We start from the raw sequence: 17,829 nt of genomic DNA on the forward strand, positions 1-17,829 counted from the left end.
CAATCCGACCACCGAACACGCACAGCAAGACGCCGGCCAATGGCCGGCGCCTGGAAGTGACAGCGTGTTCTGGGGCGGCCGGGTTAGCCGGCGATCAAGTCGTCCACGGATCCTGCGAACAGATCGGCCAGGTCGATCCCGTCATCGCTGCCGCTCCATGGATCGTGTTCTGCCGGATCTTCAATCCTGCTTTGCTGCGAGGGCAGCGCCTGGTCAAACGTGGGTCGAAGACCCAGATGCGAAGTCGGATGACTCCACTTAATCTCGGCCAAGATCGTTTCAATGCGTGCACAGGCATCCAGCGGCGGGCGATCTTCCGGTGTCACGATGTAGTCCTGTGTCAGCTCATCCCAGGCCAAGCCAAACCCGCCCCAGCGCGGCCGACCAAAGCGGAAGGGATCCAGTGGGCTTGGTTGCACGCGAGCGCGGCGGTAGGACCATGCAGCGTTCCTGATGAAGGCCCGGATCTGCGTGGGCCGCATCTGCGTCGCCGTGGCGATCGTTTCCGCATCATGGCCGTGGACCAGCCATCGTTCGAGCACATCCACCCACACGATGCGCTGCGCCTCACCCAGCTCGCCCAGCAACGGCAGCCGGGCCATGGCCACGTCGAACGCGATGGGATCCAGGAAGCGGGCAGGGTAGTGAAGCAGGAAGTAGAACTCAGCCGAACGGCGGATCTGCGTCTGGGCACGCCGCAAGGTGGACACGTAGATGGGCAAGGCCAGCGACTTGACCAGGCCGCACCGGGTCCAGTCGGTCAGCACCACCACCTGCCGGCGCATGATCTTGTCCGGCGCCAGCAGGACGGCCGCATAGCGCAACTGCGCATCCACCCTCAGCTGCTCATCCACGACACGGAACGGCTCTACCGAATGCACCTGGGCACGCTCCATGGCGTACAGGGCCTGCTTGACCGGGTGCCGATCCTCGGACACCAGCTTGGCCGCATTGCGAAGCGGGAAGGCGCTCATCGGTCGATCTCCCGCACTCCCTTGGCCTGCCTTTCACGCAGCACCGTGGAGCGCAGCAGCTCCAGCACCTGATCGCTGTTGGCGATGGCCTCCAGACGCACCACGGGCGCCGTCTGATCGGATGTCAGCAGCTCGATGGTGCCCATGCCGAGCATGCGCTGCCACACCGGTTTGCTCAGCGACAGATCCTTGATCCGGAACAGCTCCACCTGTTCGACCTGGCGGTTCAGGACACCATGCCGAATGGTGAGGGTTTCACCCGTGGCCTGATAGGACACCGCCCGCAGACTGAGCCACTGCCAAGCAGCAATCAGCAGCGGCACCACCAGCAGCGCACCCAGCGCGCACAGCATGTAGATGTTGGCATTCAGGACTTGGCTCGGGCGTCCTTGCCACAAGATGTTCGTGTGTTCCCTCACAGCATCCTCTCCTATCGAAACACCCGAGCCGGGAACGCCGGCATCGGGTCATTGGCCACCGCGTCCCATGACCAGCAGCGGCCGGCGAATTGTTCGTCGTAGTACGCCTGCTTTTCTTCGCGCCGGGCCTCGTAGGCCGGCGTGGCCATGCCGTACACCTCCATCGGGTACGGCGTACCGGCATCGAGCAACACAAAATCCGGCAGCACTGCATCAACCTCCGCGTCATAGCGCAGGGGCTTGTAGAACCGTCGCTCGTTCTGGATCAGGCGAGACGCCACCTCATGCTCCAAGCGGCTATCCACGGGGATCAGCGCCTTGGTACAGGCCATCATCCCGGCATCAATGACCGCGCAGCGCATGTTGTTGCGCCGGTCCACACCTTGGGTTTCCAGCATGAACAGCCCAACGACCTGATCGCTGGACGCCGCCAGCTGCGTGTGCCGTTCGTACAGGCGCTCAAAGTCATCGGGCACCAGATTCAGATACAGGCGGGTCAGGCCGGCAACGCGCACCGCACGCGGCCGGTCCCAGAACCCGGCGACCTGACCCATTACCATCAGTCGATCACCGCCGCGCTTTCTGCGACCTGGCTGGAACAGCGTCCACAGCACCTCGGCCTGGGCCTTCTTGTCCTGCTCGCCAGGAAAGGGCGGGACGAAGACGCAGCGGTTGACCACGGGCACCGGCTCTTGTCCGCGCTGCCGGATCCGGGTGTGGCCCGCAGCTGCCCGCAGGGCGGTGATCGCAGGCCACCAGCGCCGATCACTGAAACGCGGATGCCAGTGATTGATGCGGGCCTCTTCCCACAGCAGGTGCAGCAACCCAAGCGCCGACATGGCGCGCTGCCGGCGACGTGGCTGGCCAACACCCAGACCGGTGGTGCGCACCTCCGTGGTGTCTGCCGGTGGCGGCGCCCGGTTCAAGCCGTGGCGCAGGGACACCACCAGGTTCTCGCCGTCGTGGCTGACCACCCGATCGACGTAACCCTTGCGGCCGGATTGCTCGATGTTGGGTCGCCAGAACCAGCAATCCGGATCGTGCCCTGGTCCTGACTCTGGATAGATCGCCAGAAACAGTCGTTCCTGGGCGCCAATCTGCCGCACAGTGATCTTGGGTGCCGGCGTGGTGCAGGTGCACAGGACCGGTTCGCGCTTGATCCTGTCCAGATGCGCTTTCAGGGCCATCTGCCAATCCGGGTCATCCGGGTGACCTACCGGCATCGGCACGCGATCACCGGCAGCATCCAGCAGCAGTACCTGTGCCTTGGCGATCATGCCTGCTCCATCCAGAAGTCCATCATCCTGACTTCAATCAGCGAGGTGACCTTGTCCTTGGCCAGCAGCTTTTTGGGCCACCGCTTGCGCCCCTTTTTTTTCAGATAGCCGTGCAGCCACCTGGCAGCTTTCAGGCAACGTGCGCTGGGATCCCTGTTGTCGCGCCCGAAGTGCTGCCCGATGTGAAGAATGGGCTTTCCGTCAACCCGCTCTTGAACAAACTCGATCGTTGAAAGCGAACGTCCATCCTGACGCAATGAGACAATGCGACTTTCTCCCATCAGGCAGGGACTGTCGTAGGAACCCACGCAATGAGACAACGCAGCCCCTTCTTTGAGAAGTTCACCGCTGCTCAACAACTCGACAGCGACGATCTTGGAGTTGGGAATGTCAAGCTGGGCCTCGGGCATCAGCCCAGGCCAGCTTGTAGGGTCGGATTCTCCCAGCAACGATGAGCTGACCTGGCGAGTGATCCGGTCATGGGCCTGATGGTAGGCCGTGGATAGCCGGGCCATCTGGGGCAGTGACATGCTCCGGATCCCTCCATAAAACTGAGCCAAACGTCGCCACTGCGCGGTCGATTCGCTGTTGTCATCCGCCGTAGCCACGTGGTGTAGTCGTGCGATTGCTCCATTGAGTGATTGCAAAGCATCGACAAAGGTCAGCAGGGCGGTGCGAATTTGCTCCAGATCAGAGAGCTTCTTCACACCCCGGAAAAGGCACGGGACCAACTGATTCCACTGTTCCTCGTATACCGGCAACCCGCCGCCCCACCAGTTATAGGAGGTGCGGCCATCCTCAAGCTCCTGCAAAACCGGATGTACGATTTTCCCCAACACCAACCAGTCGCGCCGGGATCTGGGAAGAACATGCTGAGGCAGGTGCTGCATCAGGTCCAAGGGGCTATCAGGACCAGTGATCAGGAACCCGGTGCGCTGTGTAGTGACGCCGATCATTCGCCGCACCACGAAGTGCGGAATGTCCAGCGCCTTTGACAGCACCTTAGCGGGCGGCACGCCGTCAAATATATCGTCGAATTCGCCTTTGCAATTCGGCCTTAGCATGAGTGCTCGCATCAGTGCAGGCCACGTCTTGAGTGCAAATAAAATCCGAGCTGGTCCTTCGCCGCGACTCGCCATCGCGTTCACGTACCGCAACATCCTGTCGCCTGTCAGATACTGCATTCCAGCAGACCTGAAAGCGGACACCACATGCGGCACAGATGCCTCGGTAAAAGACTTGATGGCATGTATGATCAGCGGCCTGACCGCCCTGATGCGACTATGGATATAGCCAGCACAGTGATCATCAAGTCGAAGAGTGCCCTTGGGGGCCTGATTCTTGTAATGCTGCTCAATGATCTTCCAGCGCTCGCGATGAACCCTATTCGCAAGGTTTCGGATGTTGGTTGGGGTTAAAGAAAACGGACAAAACCAATCGTACTCATGCTTCCTGATCTTGCGGGTTACCCGGTCAAAGCTGGCAACCAGTGTGTCAAAGACCATGAATTGAACCATGATGGGACCGACTTCAACCCTCACCGATGGCTTCAAGGAAGCGGCGACGAACGCCCTGCGGAAGGCTTTGGGATGAGAGGTGTGGACGATCGGCCCGCCAACATATTGTGCTTTCCGGTACACGTATTTCTTGGTGTGCAGCGAACGGGCCACATAGGCGAACTTGCGCAGTTTGGTCCATCTGGATGTGACTTCGCGCTGGATCATCCCTGATCCTCCTGCTTATCCCCGTGCTCGAAGATCAGATCGGCCATCTGCTCCACGATCTCTTCGGCCACGCGCTGGCCACGGGGTGTGATCCGGTACACGTAGTCTTTCACCCCGGATTTCTCATCGCGGCCGACGCTGATGGACTCGATCAGCCCCTTGAACTTCAACTTCCGGGTGATGGTGTAGGTAAAGCCGCGATCCGAGTCGCCGTAGCCAATCTGCCGGGCATCGGCATAGCGCACCTGCTCGATGGTGTGCTTGCCGTTGTCGCCCACCAGCGCGATGCCGACCAAGGCCAGGCGTTGCGCTGTTGGCAGCGGATCCACCTGGCGCCAGCCGCTCATCCAGGCGCCGTGCTCGAAGGAGTCTTCGGGGTCCGGGCAGGCGCTTTCGTCTTCGCCGGCAAAGCGGGCAATGACGCCTTCCTCGTGGACGGCCTGGAAGTATTCCTTGCCGGACAGAGGCGGGGTGGATTCCTTCTGAGGCTCGCTCACGGCGCCCGCCCTCCCAACCATGGCAACTCGCACGCCGGGTCATCTTCCGGTCGCCAGTAGCCGATATCGCTGCCGATGGTCTGGGCGCAGTACAGCGCGTGCCGCCGCGTGCGTTCGTTGACCTCGGTGTCCATCATCCGGCGCCACTCCCGTAACCGGTAGTGGTTCATCTTCCGCTGCTTTTCATCGGATTCGCTTAGGTTCTGTCCTTCGATGATGTAGCGCGCTGACGTTGCGGCCGGCGCGCTGGTCACTGCCGAATCGGGTGCCGACAGTGCCAGCCCTGGCCATGCCGCCAGCAGGCCCAGGCTGAACAACACACCCCTCGCGGGTGAGCAAAAATTGCGCACGACGCCCGCCAGGCGTACAGTGCAACCATCCCTCAGTCTCATGTGGTGAGATCCCTCTACTACGTGAGGCCCCTTCCAAGGAGCCAGGTCATGCTGAAATCCATCCTCAACGCCGCTGTCAATGCCTTCCGGGCACCTCCGGTGCCGGAGGGTGTGGTGGCCAATGTGATCAAAACTACCCCACCGAAGGGCAACGAAGTTGTTGATCTGATCTACAACCCGACTCACCCGCTTACCGTTGCGAACATCAACCCTTTCAGCATCTGGGATGACTATGGGTGGGGTGACTAAGCTCAACGTAGATTTTCCATATCTGGATTAGTTTTAAAGAAACGGGGCATAGCCCCGTTTCTCATTTCCGGATGATGTCTGATGCGCCACGAGCTGCCGTACCAATAACTGCACCGCCAACACCACCAGTTGCTGCCGCAACAGGTGCAGCGGCAGCAATAGCCGCCGCGCCAGCAGCTGACCGGACACCCTGATCCGCCCGGTTACCCGCGCTCTCGGTGCTGGACATCATGCCCTTCATGCCTTCGTTCAGGCCGTTGATGCCGACGACACCGGCCCAGCCCAGCAGCATGGAGAAGATCGCCGGCATGCCCAGGTAGAGCATGACCGTGGTCAGCTCCACCACCGAACTCATCTGGTACTCGCTCAGCTGCATTGCATAACGAGCGAACGAGATCGAAGCATCGTTCGGCCCAAAGCTCCCGGTTTCGATCAGGGACTGGTTACTGGCGAACAGGGCAAACAGCAGCTCATCCGCCCAGGCCGCGATCGCCCACAACACGGTCCAGAAACGCACCGTGAAGTACCCGATCCCGCACACCATCAACGTGCTCAGGCTGTAGCGGCCAATCACCATCACAATGGGCACCAGCGCGATGATCACCATGATGAGGATCGACTGCACCAAGGGTGCGGCCTTCATGATGAGGGGCATCTTGATGGACAGAGAGAACTTCTCTGAGGCAAGGCCATATGTTTGGCCTACTGATCTCACGTTTTCCATGTTGATCAAACTGGAGAGCCCACCGGGATTCAGTGGGTTTATCCACTTGAAAGCATGATCCGCAGCTGTCAAACCAGCAGAAATAGCCCGATCAGCACGCGAAGAAGCCGTGTGCACCAGATTCCCAGCTGCCATGTGAACTAGCATGTCCTCATCAATTCCACCGGACATGTCGATGTTGAATCCCGCCCATTGGGCTGCACCCATTACCGCTCCCTGTATGCCGGCCAGGACTTCGCCTTTGCTCTTGGTGCCGCCCGACATGTTCCTGGCAGCTTCTTCCACTAGACCATGGTGAAGATCGGGCTTTCCATTACGGAGATCGTTCCACCATTCATCACAGTTCGGGCGGCCATCGCCTTCGTAGCCAGGGACCGGCGCCGAGGCTTTCAGGGTGTTTCCGCAGAAGTCTGGATTGGGGCAGGGGACATACAGTCCCACCGTACTGCGAAGCAAACTGTTACCGATGTAATCCATGGATCGGTTTGAGCCGATGGCATTGCCTTCGAGCATTTGCATCACGCCCTGATGGTTGGATGTTCCAACGCCCGCCTTCCATCCCTCCATCTTGTTCATGGCCGGGATGTAGCACTCTCTGGTAAAGCGCTGTACTTGGCTGCTCAAATTCGGATCTATGATGTTGGCTGCCGCCGCCACGCTCTGAAGCTCACGCAAGCCAGCACGCTGAGGCAACCCGGACACCATCGCGTTGATGAAGCCGCCACTGATCGAGGACAGGCCCGCCCAGAAGATCGGCAATTTGATCGTGCTGCCGGCAGCTCCTCCTGCCATGCCTGGCATCGGTGCGGCGTCATAGCCCGTTCCGGTGCTGCCGTAGCTCACGCCCGACACACATGCCGCCGATGGATTGCCCAGGGTCGGCGGGCAAGTGAAAGTGACGGTGCTGACGTTGATCCCGGTGGTCGGGACTACGCAGAAAGCCACCACCAGCACCATGACGCCCAGCGACCAGAACATGCGCCTGATCGACACCTGGGTCGCGTCACGCGACTCCTGTGCCTCCATCGGTTCGCGGGTGTTCTGGTAGATCGCGATCAGGAACGGGATCCACGCGATGCCGGTGAGCGTCAGCAGCTCCCAGACTAGGCCATAGAGGGTCCACCCCACAATGGTCGTGTAAAGCTCCGCATACGAAAAAACGCCCATATCAGCCTCGCACCAGAGAGATCCAAAGGGGAAGATTCAGGACCACGACATCCACGAAGATCGCAGCGCCGATGAACAGACGATCACGCTGGAGGGTTGCCGCCAGACGAGCCTGACTCCAACCCTCCCGGCCGCTGCGCCACACCAACACCCGTGGCCACACCAGGAACACCGCTGCACCAAACACACCGCGTGCAATGGCCGAGGGCCAGCGTGCCCCCTGTAGCGCCTCCTGCATCCGCCACATGCCTTGCGCACCCGGTCCGAACGCCCAATGGGACAGGATCAGGGTGAGCAGGGCCGCAGCCGCCAGGGCCATCAGGACACCGAACAGGAGCCGTGCTCGCCGCCACCAACGGCGAGTACGGGTCATGGTCACGGGCGCGGAATCAGTCATCGGCATGTCCATCACGGGGTTTCATCGCCGACAAGACCACCACGCGAAGGCGCGCCATGTTCCATGCCACCGCCGCCGTCCGGGGAATTGATGATGATCGGCTCCATCCGGCGTGCTGCCTGTTCGCCCAGGATCAGCAGGGCCGTGTTGCTGACCAACTCATGCCGGATCCGTGTCTCGAACATCAGTTCTTCCACTTCCTCGTACAGCTCAGCGATCGCCTCATTGATCTGGGTGGTTGCCGGCGAGTTGCGAACGTCCGGAAGATCCCGCGCCGCCAGCAGCGCCCGGCGCACCAGCAGCAGCTTTTCGATGTTCCGGGCAACGGCCACTTCGTCTGCCAGCCGCTTCACATAGGCAGCTCGCTCTTCGCCCTGCATCTGCCGCAGCGCATCGAGCGTTTGCTCGGTGATGTTCAGCGACGGCGCACTGATGGCCTCGACCATTGCCTCGCTGAGCGGCTGCCCCATGCTCTGCTGGATGGCCTGACCAATGTTGACGTTGACCATGGTGGAATCACGCTCCACGAAGGGCAGAATGCCCTTGCCAGGCTGGTATTCCTTGCCCGGCGTATCGTAGGTAAAGACCGTGGTGTCACCGACGACCTGGGCCGCAAACTCTGCGACTTCCTCGGGTCGATCCCAAAGGCCCGCCAGACGATCAGAACTACCCGATCCGCTGCCGCTGGGGATTGGTGCATTCGAGCAGATTTCATTGGGTCGGCCCGATCCCTGGCGATCGAGCATGATGTTGATGCCGGCCACCACCGCGTCGCGCACCGGTTTGATCGGTCGCTGACCTTCGCCACCGGCCTTGTCGTCACTGTCATCGGAGCAGATCCAGGTGGTGCCATCGCGGCCGTTGTCTTCTGCGACTTCTTCCTTGATCGCTGGCGCCTTTGCTGGATTTGCAGCACCCTTTTCCTGCCAGGAGTTCCACTGACCCACACGGATCCATTCCTGGAAGGCATTACGATCCTCATCGGCCATCGCGGCTTCAAGCTGCTGACAGGAGGCCACCGAGATATTCACCCGGGCTTTGGCCTCAAGCAGGGCGTTCTGGAAGATGTCGTAAAGACCCGGGTTGATGCGCTGAAGGATCAGTGCCGGCAGCGAGGCAATGGCGGAGTTCGCAGCCTGTACCATCATGTTCTGCAAGTCATCGGCCGCGCCCTTCACGCTGTCCAGCACGCCGGCGATGTTCTCTTTGAGATTGAACTTGCCACAGGAGAAATTCGCGCCCGCCCGGAAGTTCACGCCCATCGAATAGGTATAGGACAGGTGTGCCGCAGGCGGCACAGGGGAGGCGCCACCCAGGCGGTAGTACATCGGGCCACGCTGAGCGTTGGCCGACTCCGCAGCAAACATCATCCCTGCGGTCAACACCGCGCCTGCGGCCATGCTCGTAATCACCAGTCGCTTCGCGTTCATCACATCACCCTTTGTCGCAATCGTTCGGTTCAATTGGTTTCGAGGCAGGCACCGTCGCCTTCCTCATCTTCCACACTGCCCAGATAGATCCCGTTCCGGGTCAGGCAGCACTTGTAGGTTTGCCAGTAGTTCCAGCCATACCGGCCAAAATCATTGGATCGTGCAAAATCAAGTTCAGCACCCATGGTGTGACAGGACTTGTCTTTTCTCGGCATGATCATTTGCCATGGACCACCACGAAGCTCTGCCTCATCCGACGAACTGACCACGTTGTCAGGGCTTGGACCTGGTGGCTCAACATCCTCTGGCATGTCTTCGTCATGCAATGGCTGGTAAATCCTCAATTCATTCTGTCTTGTTGCAATATGTATTGCCCTTTCAGCCGCAACTGCTGCGGACATGTAATCGTTATATTGATTCACAAAGCCGGTCCGAGGGAATCGCGGCCCGTATACATTAAGCGGCCATAATCCAACCTCTGATAATCCCGGAACCATTGCATAAAGTAAATATACTGGATTCACTAAATCCAGCCCCCCCCCCCCCGCCAACTTAATGCATCTAAATCAGAAAGATAATAGGCCATCATCGGGGTTACTTCGGATGGGCATATACCGGGAATATCCCCATCACCAGCTTCACTGGCAGCAGTAATGGGGTGGCCGATAACCGTGGCGTACTTGAAGCGAAGGTGCGTAGAGCGTTGTTGTTCTTCTCGATCCCCGCTGCCAGCTACCGCTTCCACATCATCTCCGGTCGGCTCTCCGAAGGTGGCTTCCTCCATGATCGCGTCATGCCTCACGGATTGACCGCCACCCAGCAGACCACCCATGAAGGATGACCCCACCTCATGCTGAAGTTCGTCATAGAGATCCCCGCCTTCGGTAAACGGATTGCCCCGTGTCGTCCAGGCGGACACGATCACATCGGGGTAGTCGTGCTTGATGCGAGGCGTTGTTTCAATCGTGGGAAAGCATCCAATCGGCGTGCAGTTGGGCACCAGGAAGAAACACACACCGGTGACACACCAGTTGATGCATTTCTCCATCCCTTCCATAGCCACTTCCGTGGCTGTGGCGATATCGAAATCCTGCAACTCCAGCGCCTCATCCCCTCCACCGCCCGGTGTTTGCGCGTGTAGCGCATGGAGAGGAACCGCGAGCATGAACAGCAACGAGGCAATGCGCATCCGAATAGACATGATCAGTCTCCCAGCGCCATGCACACCAGCTCGGTGGCATTGACGCTCCCCAGATAGATTCCGTTTCTTGTGAGGCAGCACTCGTAGCTCTGCCAGTAATTCCAGGCATAGCGGCCAGAGTCGTTGCCGCGACCAAGATCCATTTCCAGGCCGAAGTTGTTGCAAGACGGATCGGGCAGGGGCAGCACCATCTGCCACGGCCCATTAAGCAGGCCCAGCGAGTTGCCGATGGTGTCCAGCCAGTCGCCAATGCTCTCGCCTGGGGCTTTCACATCAGCCGGCAAATCCGGTCGATACAGCGGCACATAGATGCGCCATTGCAGCAATCGCGTGACGATGTGCATGGCGCGATCAGCGGCGACGGCCGCCGACATGTAATCGGAATACTGGTTGACGAACCCGGTGCGGGGAAAGCGCGGGCCATACACATTCAGGGGCCACAGACCCACCTCGGACAAGCCCGGAACATTGGCGAACAGCAGCCACATCGGATGCAGCAGATCGGTCAGGCCCGTTCGCCAGTTGATCGCGTCGAAATCGGAGTGGTAGTAGGACAGCATCGGAATGGCCTCGGAGGGGCACATCCCCGGGATGTTCGCGCCGATGGCACCGAACACCCCGCCCTGGTTTACCGCTGTCATGGGGTGGCCAATGACGGCCGTGTGCTTGAACCGCAAGTGCGTTGATCGCTGTTGTTCTTCCTGATCGCCAGTTCCCTTGACTGCCTGATCGGCCTCCACCTTGGGCGCAAGATCCCCAAATTCCGGGGTTGTAAGGATGCTGTCGCGCCGGATGTGCTCGCCTCCACCCAACACGCCGGCCATCATCGAACCGCCAGCGGCAGCAGCTGCAATGTCGTACAGGGCGGCACCTTCCAGATACGGATTCGGCCCTGCGGTCCACGACGAAACGATCACGTCCGGGAACTTGTGCTTGATCCTGGCGGTGGTTTCGATCGTGGGGAAGCATCCGACCGGCGTGCAGTTGGGAACCAGGAAATAGCAGACGCCCACAACACACCAGTTCAGGCACAGCGGCACACCTTCAATCGCCACCCCGGTTGCCCAAGAGGTGTTGAAGGCGTACTGCGCGCCGGCTGGCGCCGGGATCCCGAGCGCCAGCGCGAACAGTACGATCAGGCGCCGAACCAGTGCGTTCATCGTGACCGCTCCGCTGCCACCTGGTAGTGCCGCAGCGCCCGTTCCAGATCGTATTCGCCGTAGACCACCTGAGAGTCATCAAAGACCACGGCGGGCACTCGCTGGATCTGGAATTGCCGAACCATCATCACGTTCAGCCAGCCACGCTGCACCTCTTGATCCAGCGCCATACCATCCGCGATCCGGCGCTTCATCAGCGCCTCGGCTTCGGCCATGTCCTTGGGCAGGGAGGCATTCAGTGCGGCCTCCGCTTTGGCCAGCTCATCGACGTGGTGCACATCGACCGTCACGCCAGCCTCTTCAAGCACCTGTGCCAGACGGTCGCTGACCTGCATGGGAGCCTGGTCTGAGACAAAAAGCCGGATCCTTCCAGGCAACAGATCGTCTGGGGCAATCGCCCTGGTGGTAACAGCCTTGCTGTGCACGATCTCAACGCCCTGCGCCAAAGCTGGCGCGCTTGCGAACGCCAGCACCGCCAGAAGCAAGCCACCCATCAGGTAACGACTCATCACGCGCCCTCCTGCCAGCTTTTGCGCCTGCCATCCATCCGGGTGGCCTTGGCGCGTCGCTCTGCGATCAATTCGGCCAACTTGATGTTGGCTTCCAGGAAAGAGTTCAGTCCGTACTGCTCGATCAGCTTTTGGCGCTGAACCTTCTCTTCCTTCTCGGTGCCGGCCAGCGCCAGGGCAATGGGAGGAAGGACTGAGCGGAACAACATGCGGATATCAGGCACACCCTTGCGGATGACCACGCCCTCGACGTAATCGCCGGGCTGCTTGTTCGGCGACAGCAACAGGTTCCTGTCGTCGTCGGTCAGCGTCCGGAATCGGCCCATGTCGTTGACATCGGACTCGCCCATCTGGAGGGTGAAGGTCCATTCCAGGTTGTTGAGCAACGCCTTGGCGTTGTTGGAGATGTCCTGGAAGTCCTGCGTCGCCGCCCAATACCAGGCACCCAGCTTTCGCCACAGCTTCACGATGCCGGTGATATAGGGAGCCAGCTGCGGCTGTTTGAGCTGCACGTGCACTTCGTCGTGCACGATCAGCGTCATCCGATCATCGTGCTGGTTCTTCTCGACCAGGTAGTGGATCCGGTCGAACATGCTCATGACCGCAACGATCATTTCAGCCTGATAACGCTCGTTGGCCAGCAAGCCAAACTCGATGACGGTGACATCGCACTCGGGCATCGGGATGCCCTGGGAATCGAACATGCGGCCAGCCAAGGTGTCCTTGCCGCAGAAGTTCGCCAGCGAGTAGCCCAGATCATGCAGCTCTTCGCTGTTCTCCTTGTTGGCGCGCTCTTCCAGCGAGGCTCGCACATCCGAAGGGGTCACCTGCAACGGTTCAAGCCCTTGGGCGGCACGCTCCTGATTCTTTGCTGCGACCCTGTGGGTGGCATCCAGAATGACCTCACGCAACTTGGCCTTGAGGGAGGATTTCAGCCCCTGCGCCCGCTTTTCCGGACCTTCGTTGGCCAGCACCATGGCCTGGGTCTTCTGGAGCATTTCGCCCATCAGATCCCGTCGCAGTTCTTCTTCGTTATCTGCCCAGGCGTCCCATGTGGTGCTCATTGCCTCATCCGTGGCCGGCTGCTGTTCTACTTCCTCCACCGGCTCGTTCAGAAGCTCCAGAGCGTCCGCGTAAGGGTTGAAGGTCACACCAGGGGAGCCTACCCGCAGGTAGCTCGTGCTCAGTCCAAGAGCGGCGCAGTATTCGGTGATTGGCCCGAAGCTGGCAGACGGGTCGATGATGAAGACGCGGGGGCGGTGAACCGCCAGAAGGTTCAGCGTGGCGCCGTTGATGAAGGCGCTTTTGCCCGACCCGGACGGCCCCAGGATCAGGGCATGGGCATTCTTGTTGCGATCCTTGATCGGATCGAGCATCAGCGGCTCTGCGCCGCGATTGAAGAACATCAGGCCAGGATTGCCGGTGCCCACACCGCGTCCGTAGATCGGCATGATGCGTGCGATCTGGCGCGAGAAGACATAGCGCGCCCGGTTGGTGCGACGGCGATCCAGATCGTACCGATAGGCGAACGGCAGCTGCTGAACGTACTTGTGGAGCACGAAAAAATCGTGCCCGAGTTCCATCATCCGCAGGCCCTGGTTGCGCAGGGTGCCGGCGACTTCATTGCTGACCTTGTTCAGATGCTCGATGTCGCGGCCGCGCACATACACGCTGAACTCCATCGGATACATCTTGTTGCCGGCCTCGATCTCGACCGCGCAACTCTGGGCTTCCTCTTTGGCAGCTCGCGATTCTTCGCGGTGGCCGCGTGATGCCACCTGCAATCGCTCCAGCTCTTCCCGCACTTCGTGTTGTGGCTTGATGACGATCGTCTGCACGAAGGTGGTGCCTTCGGGCATCTGATCGAGCAAGGTCATCCTGGCGTCGCCAAAGGTGCGTTCGGCGGTCAGATGCCCATAGCTGGGTGATCGCGTGAGCTGCTGCAAGGTCAGCACCCGATGAGGCAGCCCGTTGAACCACCAGCACTGGTTCTTTTCATCGCTCACCGGATGACCCAACACCATTGAGTCGCCCAGGTCGTATCCGGCAATGAAATCCTCGCCCCGACCCTCGGGCATGTCCTGGTGGCCGGTGTCGTAGATCGGCGTCTCACGGACGTAGCGGTAGGGGTCGCCGTCAGAAGATGGCGGGCAGGGTGAGAGCCAGGGGAACATCCACTCGTAAAGATCCTTGGCGGTGCACCTGCGCACGCCGACACTGGCCTGCTGAAGCGAGGCCGTGAACGATTCGGCCACCTTGTTCGCTTCGATCGCCGCGTCGGCAAACGACGCAGGGGAATGCCGGCGATACAGCGCGATGAAGTGGCGGGCCTGCTTGCCCGACCAGGGGATGTTCTTGGCCGACTTGTCGAAGAACACGCCCTCCGGCCGACCCACCTGCTCCAGATGGGCGCGCATGACCTTGATCCACTCCTGCGTGAACTTGGTCTTGAGCAACTCGGGCTTTAGTTGCGCGATGTACTGCTCAAAGTGCTGTGTGGCCTGATACAGCGAGCGCTCGTTGGTCGCGTATGCCTGCACGATCCAGGGGGAGCCGACTTCCTCCGGGATGGCCTCACGCAAGGTCGTGGCGATGGTTTCCGCCACGGTTTCCAGTTCGTCCAGACTGCGGGCCTCGGTCGGATACGGCTGGATCTCGAACAGCACACCGCAGTTCAGGCCATCGTCAAAAACGAAGACGCCGTATTCGGAGTCGAAGTCGCGGAAGGGCACGAATTTCAGGAAGCTCGGCGGCTCCTGATAGGCCCGTCTGATGTCGCTCATCTTCCCGTGCGTGGCGCCCGGGTGGACATGGCGCTCCGTGGCTGAAATGGCTGCCGGATCGTTGGCCGCATCCTGCGTGCCAGTCCCAACCTGGCCATCCTGCGGGCCAGGTTGGGTCACGAAGAACATGTCAGTCAGACGCGACAGCAGTGAATTGTTGGCAGACTGGTTCATCGGTTGGATTCATCCGTTCGGAACAGCGGCGCCTCACCCGGCAGGGCGAAGGCGTCATCGGCGTACATGCGGAACGCGGTGGTGTAGCCGGGCACCGGCAATCCACCCTGTGCGATGTGCGGGAAGATGTAGGTCACCAACACCGGGTTGTTGACCGTGGGGAACAGCTGCCGGATCTCGTTACCGCTGTGGCGGGTATAGCTATGCAGATCCACATCACCGCGATGAATTGGCCGCATGTGGCCATCCACCGTTCCGTGGGCAGCCGAACCCCGGTAGATCTCGGCGATCGTCGGACCGGTACGGGGGATGGGGCCTTCCTTGCGATGCGTCCGCGTACAGCCGGACGCGATCAGGCTAATCGAGAGGGCGATTGCGATCGGCAGCAGCAACTTGTTCATGGTCAACCTTCCTTCCAATGGGGTCGTAGTCGATGGCGATTTCGATGTTGGTGTGCACCGTCAGCGGCTGCCCGGGAGGGGCATAGACGGCATCGAAGATCTGGTTCAGGCGCTGATCCAGCCAACGCTTCAAATCGTCGGCTCCGGCGCCCAGGCCCGAGAAGCCGGCGTAGCGGGCAACGTCGCCGGTCAGGTACTCCGAGCCGGCGCCTGTGATGGCACTGAGCGAGGTCGTGGTTTCTGCGCGGGCAAGTGCCGTTGCTGCGGCATCGAAGATGGCCACGCCGGTACGTGCAGCCAGGATCGGAGCCGCGTTGGTGATCCGCTCACCTTGGACGCAGATGCCACGGTCATCGCTGATCCAACCCAGGCTGTCGCCGCTGGCGCGGCTCTGGTTGCCCGAATCACGCCGTGCACTTTGCTGGTCGACGGTCCGGATCGTCCCGTCCTCAAACGTGAAGGTGACCTGCTCCAGTGTTCCGCGAACGCAGCCCAGGCCCCAATCGCCTACCGCCGTGCCTTGCCAGACCATGCCCTCCAGACCTGGAATCTCGATGCCATTGGTGGCGAGATTTTCAGGGCCGGTGATGATCTTGAAGGGGTAGGGATCACTGACCTGCCCGGATGTTGGAATCCGGCCAATGATGGCCGTCATTGAGGTCGCCCCAAGCAACGTGGCGTTGGCCGGAATGGTGTAGACCTTGCTGACGGCTTCCTCTTCCGTTCTGCGCGACCCACTGCCAGAACGGGAAGAAGAGGATCCAAGTCCCCGCGCTGCCGGGGAACCAGACACGATGCCCGCAGCAGCTCCGGTGACCGCCGTGGCGGCGGTTGTCAGCCCATCAGGTGCATCCAGGGGGCGAACCACAATCCAATCCCCAGCGGTGGCACCGGGGATGATGCTGGTGGCGCTGCCGATGGCTGTACGGGTGCTACCGGCGATCAAGCCTGGGATGTCGGAGATCGAGCGGGTGCGACGAGCGGGCGGCGGTGGCTGATCCTTGTCATAGCCAAATTCGGGCGGAATGTCGCTGCCAGCCGTGGAACTGGCGCCGGCAGCCGCACCCCGGTTACCCCGCAGGCGATCCACTTCCTTGTTCTTTTCTTCCAGCTCGCGCTTGAGGCGTTCAACCTCAGCTGCCTGCACCTGATCAAGTGCAACCGGGCGCGAGCCAGTGGGCACGTTCGTAGCTGTTACCACGCCGTCTGCTGTACCTGGTGTGGTCTGCTGCTTTTTGAGCAACTCGGCAATCTGGGACTGCAACGATTCCACCTGGCGCTGCATGTCGCGAGTACCCGATTCGTATTCGCTTTGACGCAACGAAACACGGGCCAGGACTTCTGCCGGCGTGTCGCCTTCGGCACGGGACAGGCCCGTTTGCTTGTCGGCCGCGATGCGCGGTGCCGGTGCATCGGAGCCGCATTGGGCCAATCCGAACACGATCACCAGCAGTACGATGACCGCTGCTGCAATGGGGATCAGCTTGGGGGTTTTCGTTGTAATGCTCATGGGGCCTCCACACGGGCATGCACGGACGGCTGCGCAACCTTGCGCAGCGGCCGGGTGGAGGTCAGGTAGACGATGGTTTCGTGGGTCGCCCGGGTCTGTGCCGTCTGGCTTGCGCCTGCGGTCAGCAGCGAGTGCTGAGCGGTTGCACTGACCCAGGCGCCACGGAAGTCACGCGGATCCACGATGTAGTCGCTGTTGCTGTGATTGGCGATCTTGACCGCGTAGCCATACAGGCCCCGGTAGTGCCAACCGGCCTGCGGAATAGCCAGCACCTGATGGCGAAGCGGCACCAGGTCGATCGGGGTCTGATCCACGGTGATCCGCCGTGCACCGGGCAGCTGAGCTGTCAGCCGTTCCGGGCCATAGAATTGCGATGCCATGAACCGGATCAGTGGGACGATCTTGGTGCCCCAGCCTTCGGTGGCTGCCGGCACCGGGCCGTCGCTGTAGGCAAGCTCCGTGGACGGCTCGGCAGTGGCGTCAAAAATCTGGATCTCGGCCGGTGCACCGCTGCCGTCAGTGGCGGACAGATCGAACAGATAGTACGAGCCGCCACCCAGCGTCTGGGCATGGATCCGGGTTGCATCAAAATCGCCATGCGGCTTGATGAAAACCCGGCGACCAAGACTGGTGACTTCCAGCCGTCCACCCAGGGTTCGGGGATACTTGATCTCGACTGGCGCCGGGAAGATCAGGGCTGTTTCCTGACCCACGGACAACTGGACCTGTTCCGGGCGTTGCTGCCAGACGATGCGATCAGCTTGCTGCGCATGGGCGTCTCCGACACCCAGGGCCAGCAGCAACAAAAAGGGGATGCAGAGGCGGTACATGGGTGTCTCCT

At 60.8% G+C, this 17,829-nt stretch carries 18 protein-coding genes; 1 reads left to right on the forward strand and 17 read right to left on the reverse strand.

Annotated features, from left to right (window positions below; genetic code table 11):
* Positions 1–83 precede the first annotated feature (83 nt).
* The 6 genes from WDB66_RS13145 to WDB66_RS13170 form a co-directional block, all read right to left on the reverse strand.
* Positions 84–896, reverse strand: coding sequence for a hypothetical protein (locus tag WDB66_RS13145; protein WP_339399057.1), 813 nt, complete (start codon positions 894–896; stop codon positions 84–86).
* Between the two features lie 74 nt (positions 897–970).
* Positions 971–1,372, reverse strand: coding sequence for a PH domain-containing protein (locus tag WDB66_RS13150; RefSeq protein WP_339399058.1), 402 nt, complete (start codon positions 1,370–1,372; stop codon positions 971–973).
* 32 nt (positions 1,373–1,404) lie between these two features.
* Positions 1,405–2,670, reverse strand: a complete 1,266-nt coding sequence (locus WDB66_RS13155) for a DUF1173 family protein (RefSeq protein ID WP_339399059.1) — start codon at positions 2,668–2,670, stop codon at positions 1,405–1,407.
* Positions 2,667–4,394 (reverse strand): PcfJ domain-containing protein, encoded by a 1,728-nt coding sequence (locus tag WDB66_RS13160; protein WP_339399060.1) that lies wholly within the window; start codon positions 4,392–4,394, stop codon positions 2,667–2,669. Before WDB66_RS13160 ends, WDB66_RS13155 begins: the two co-directional genes overlap by 4 nt.
* The gene (locus WDB66_RS13165) at positions 4,391–4,891 is read right to left on the reverse strand and encodes a PadR family transcriptional regulator (protein ID WP_339399061.1); all 501 of its coding nucleotides are present in this window, start codon (positions 4,889–4,891) and stop codon (positions 4,391–4,393) included. The genes WDB66_RS13160 and WDB66_RS13165 overlap by 4 nt, the downstream gene beginning before the upstream one ends.
* Entirely contained in the window at positions 4,888–5,211 is a 324-nt protein-coding gene (locus WDB66_RS13170; protein WP_339399062.1) for a hypothetical protein, read from the reverse strand. Before WDB66_RS13170 ends, WDB66_RS13165 begins: the two co-directional genes overlap by 4 nt.
* A 120-nt stretch (positions 5,212–5,331) precedes the next feature.
* Here WDB66_RS13170 and WDB66_RS13175 point away from each other — a divergent pair, with 120 nt between their 5' ends.
* Complete coding sequence (locus WDB66_RS13175; protein ID WP_339399063.1) at positions 5,332–5,532, forward strand: hypothetical protein; 201 nt, start codon at positions 5,332–5,334, stop codon at positions 5,530–5,532.
* A gap of 61 nt (positions 5,533–5,593) precedes the next feature.
* On the opposite strand, the gene WDB66_RS13180 is transcribed toward WDB66_RS13175, so the two are convergent.
* From WDB66_RS13180 to WDB66_RS13230, 11 genes are read right to left on the reverse strand one after another with little or no spacing between them, the layout of a single operon-like run.
* On the reverse strand, positions 5,594–7,423 hold the full coding sequence (locus WDB66_RS13180; protein ID WP_339399064.1) for a conjugal transfer protein TraG N-terminal domain-containing protein: 1,830 nt from the start codon (positions 7,421–7,423) through the stop codon (positions 5,594–5,596).
* 1 nt (position 7,424) lies between these two features.
* Positions 7,425–7,820 (reverse strand): hypothetical protein, encoded by a 396-nt coding sequence (locus WDB66_RS13185; protein WP_339399065.1) that lies wholly within the window; start codon positions 7,818–7,820, stop codon positions 7,425–7,427.
* Positions 7,821–7,831: 11 nt separating this feature from the next.
* On the reverse strand, positions 7,832–9,250 hold the full coding sequence (locus tag WDB66_RS13190; protein ID WP_339399066.1) for an integrating conjugative element protein: 1,419 nt from the start codon (positions 9,248–9,250) through the stop codon (positions 7,832–7,834).
* 29 nt (positions 9,251–9,279) lie between these two features.
* On the reverse strand, positions 9,280–9,747 hold the full coding sequence (locus tag WDB66_RS13195) for a TraU family protein (RefSeq protein WP_339399116.1): 468 nt from the start codon (positions 9,745–9,747) through the stop codon (positions 9,280–9,282).
* 26 nt (positions 9,748–9,773) lie between these two features.
* Positions 9,774–10,451: a hypothetical protein gene (locus tag WDB66_RS13200; RefSeq protein WP_339399067.1), complete on the reverse strand. Its 678-nt coding sequence runs from the start codon at positions 10,449–10,451 to the stop codon at positions 9,774–9,776.
* A 2-nt stretch (positions 10,452–10,453) separates the two neighbouring features.
* Entirely contained in the window at positions 10,454–11,611 is a 1,158-nt protein-coding gene (locus WDB66_RS13205) for a TraU family protein (RefSeq protein WP_339399068.1), read from the reverse strand.
* Positions 11,608–12,120, reverse strand: a complete 513-nt coding sequence (locus WDB66_RS13210; protein WP_339399069.1) for a DUF1525 domain-containing protein — start codon at positions 12,118–12,120, stop codon at positions 11,608–11,610. Before WDB66_RS13210 ends, WDB66_RS13205 begins: the two co-directional genes overlap by 4 nt.
* Entirely contained in the window at positions 12,120–15,077 is a 2,958-nt protein-coding gene (locus WDB66_RS13215) for a conjugative transfer ATPase (RefSeq protein ID WP_339399070.1), read from the reverse strand. Before WDB66_RS13215 ends, WDB66_RS13210 begins: the two co-directional genes overlap by 1 nt.
* Positions 15,074–15,478, reverse strand: coding sequence for a TIGR03751 family conjugal transfer lipoprotein (locus WDB66_RS13220; RefSeq protein ID WP_339399071.1), 405 nt, complete (start codon positions 15,476–15,478; stop codon positions 15,074–15,076). Before WDB66_RS13220 ends, WDB66_RS13215 begins: the two co-directional genes overlap by 4 nt.
* Positions 15,435–16,988, reverse strand: a complete 1,554-nt coding sequence (locus WDB66_RS13225; RefSeq protein WP_339399072.1) for a TIGR03752 family integrating conjugative element protein — start codon at positions 16,986–16,988, stop codon at positions 15,435–15,437. Before WDB66_RS13225 ends, WDB66_RS13220 begins: the two co-directional genes overlap by 44 nt.
* Positions 16,985–17,818 carry a DUF3438 family protein gene (locus WDB66_RS13230; RefSeq protein ID WP_339399073.1) on the reverse strand — a complete coding sequence of 278 codons (834 nt, stop codon included), beginning with the start codon at positions 17,816–17,818 and terminating at the stop codon, positions 16,985–16,987. Before WDB66_RS13230 ends, WDB66_RS13225 begins: the two co-directional genes overlap by 4 nt.
* Between the last annotated feature and the right edge of the window lie 11 nt (positions 17,819–17,829).

Source organism: Denitratimonas organivorans, assembly GCF_037478135.1.
Taxonomy (GTDB): Bacteria; Pseudomonadota; Gammaproteobacteria; order Xanthomonadales; family Xanthomonadaceae; genus Denitratimonas.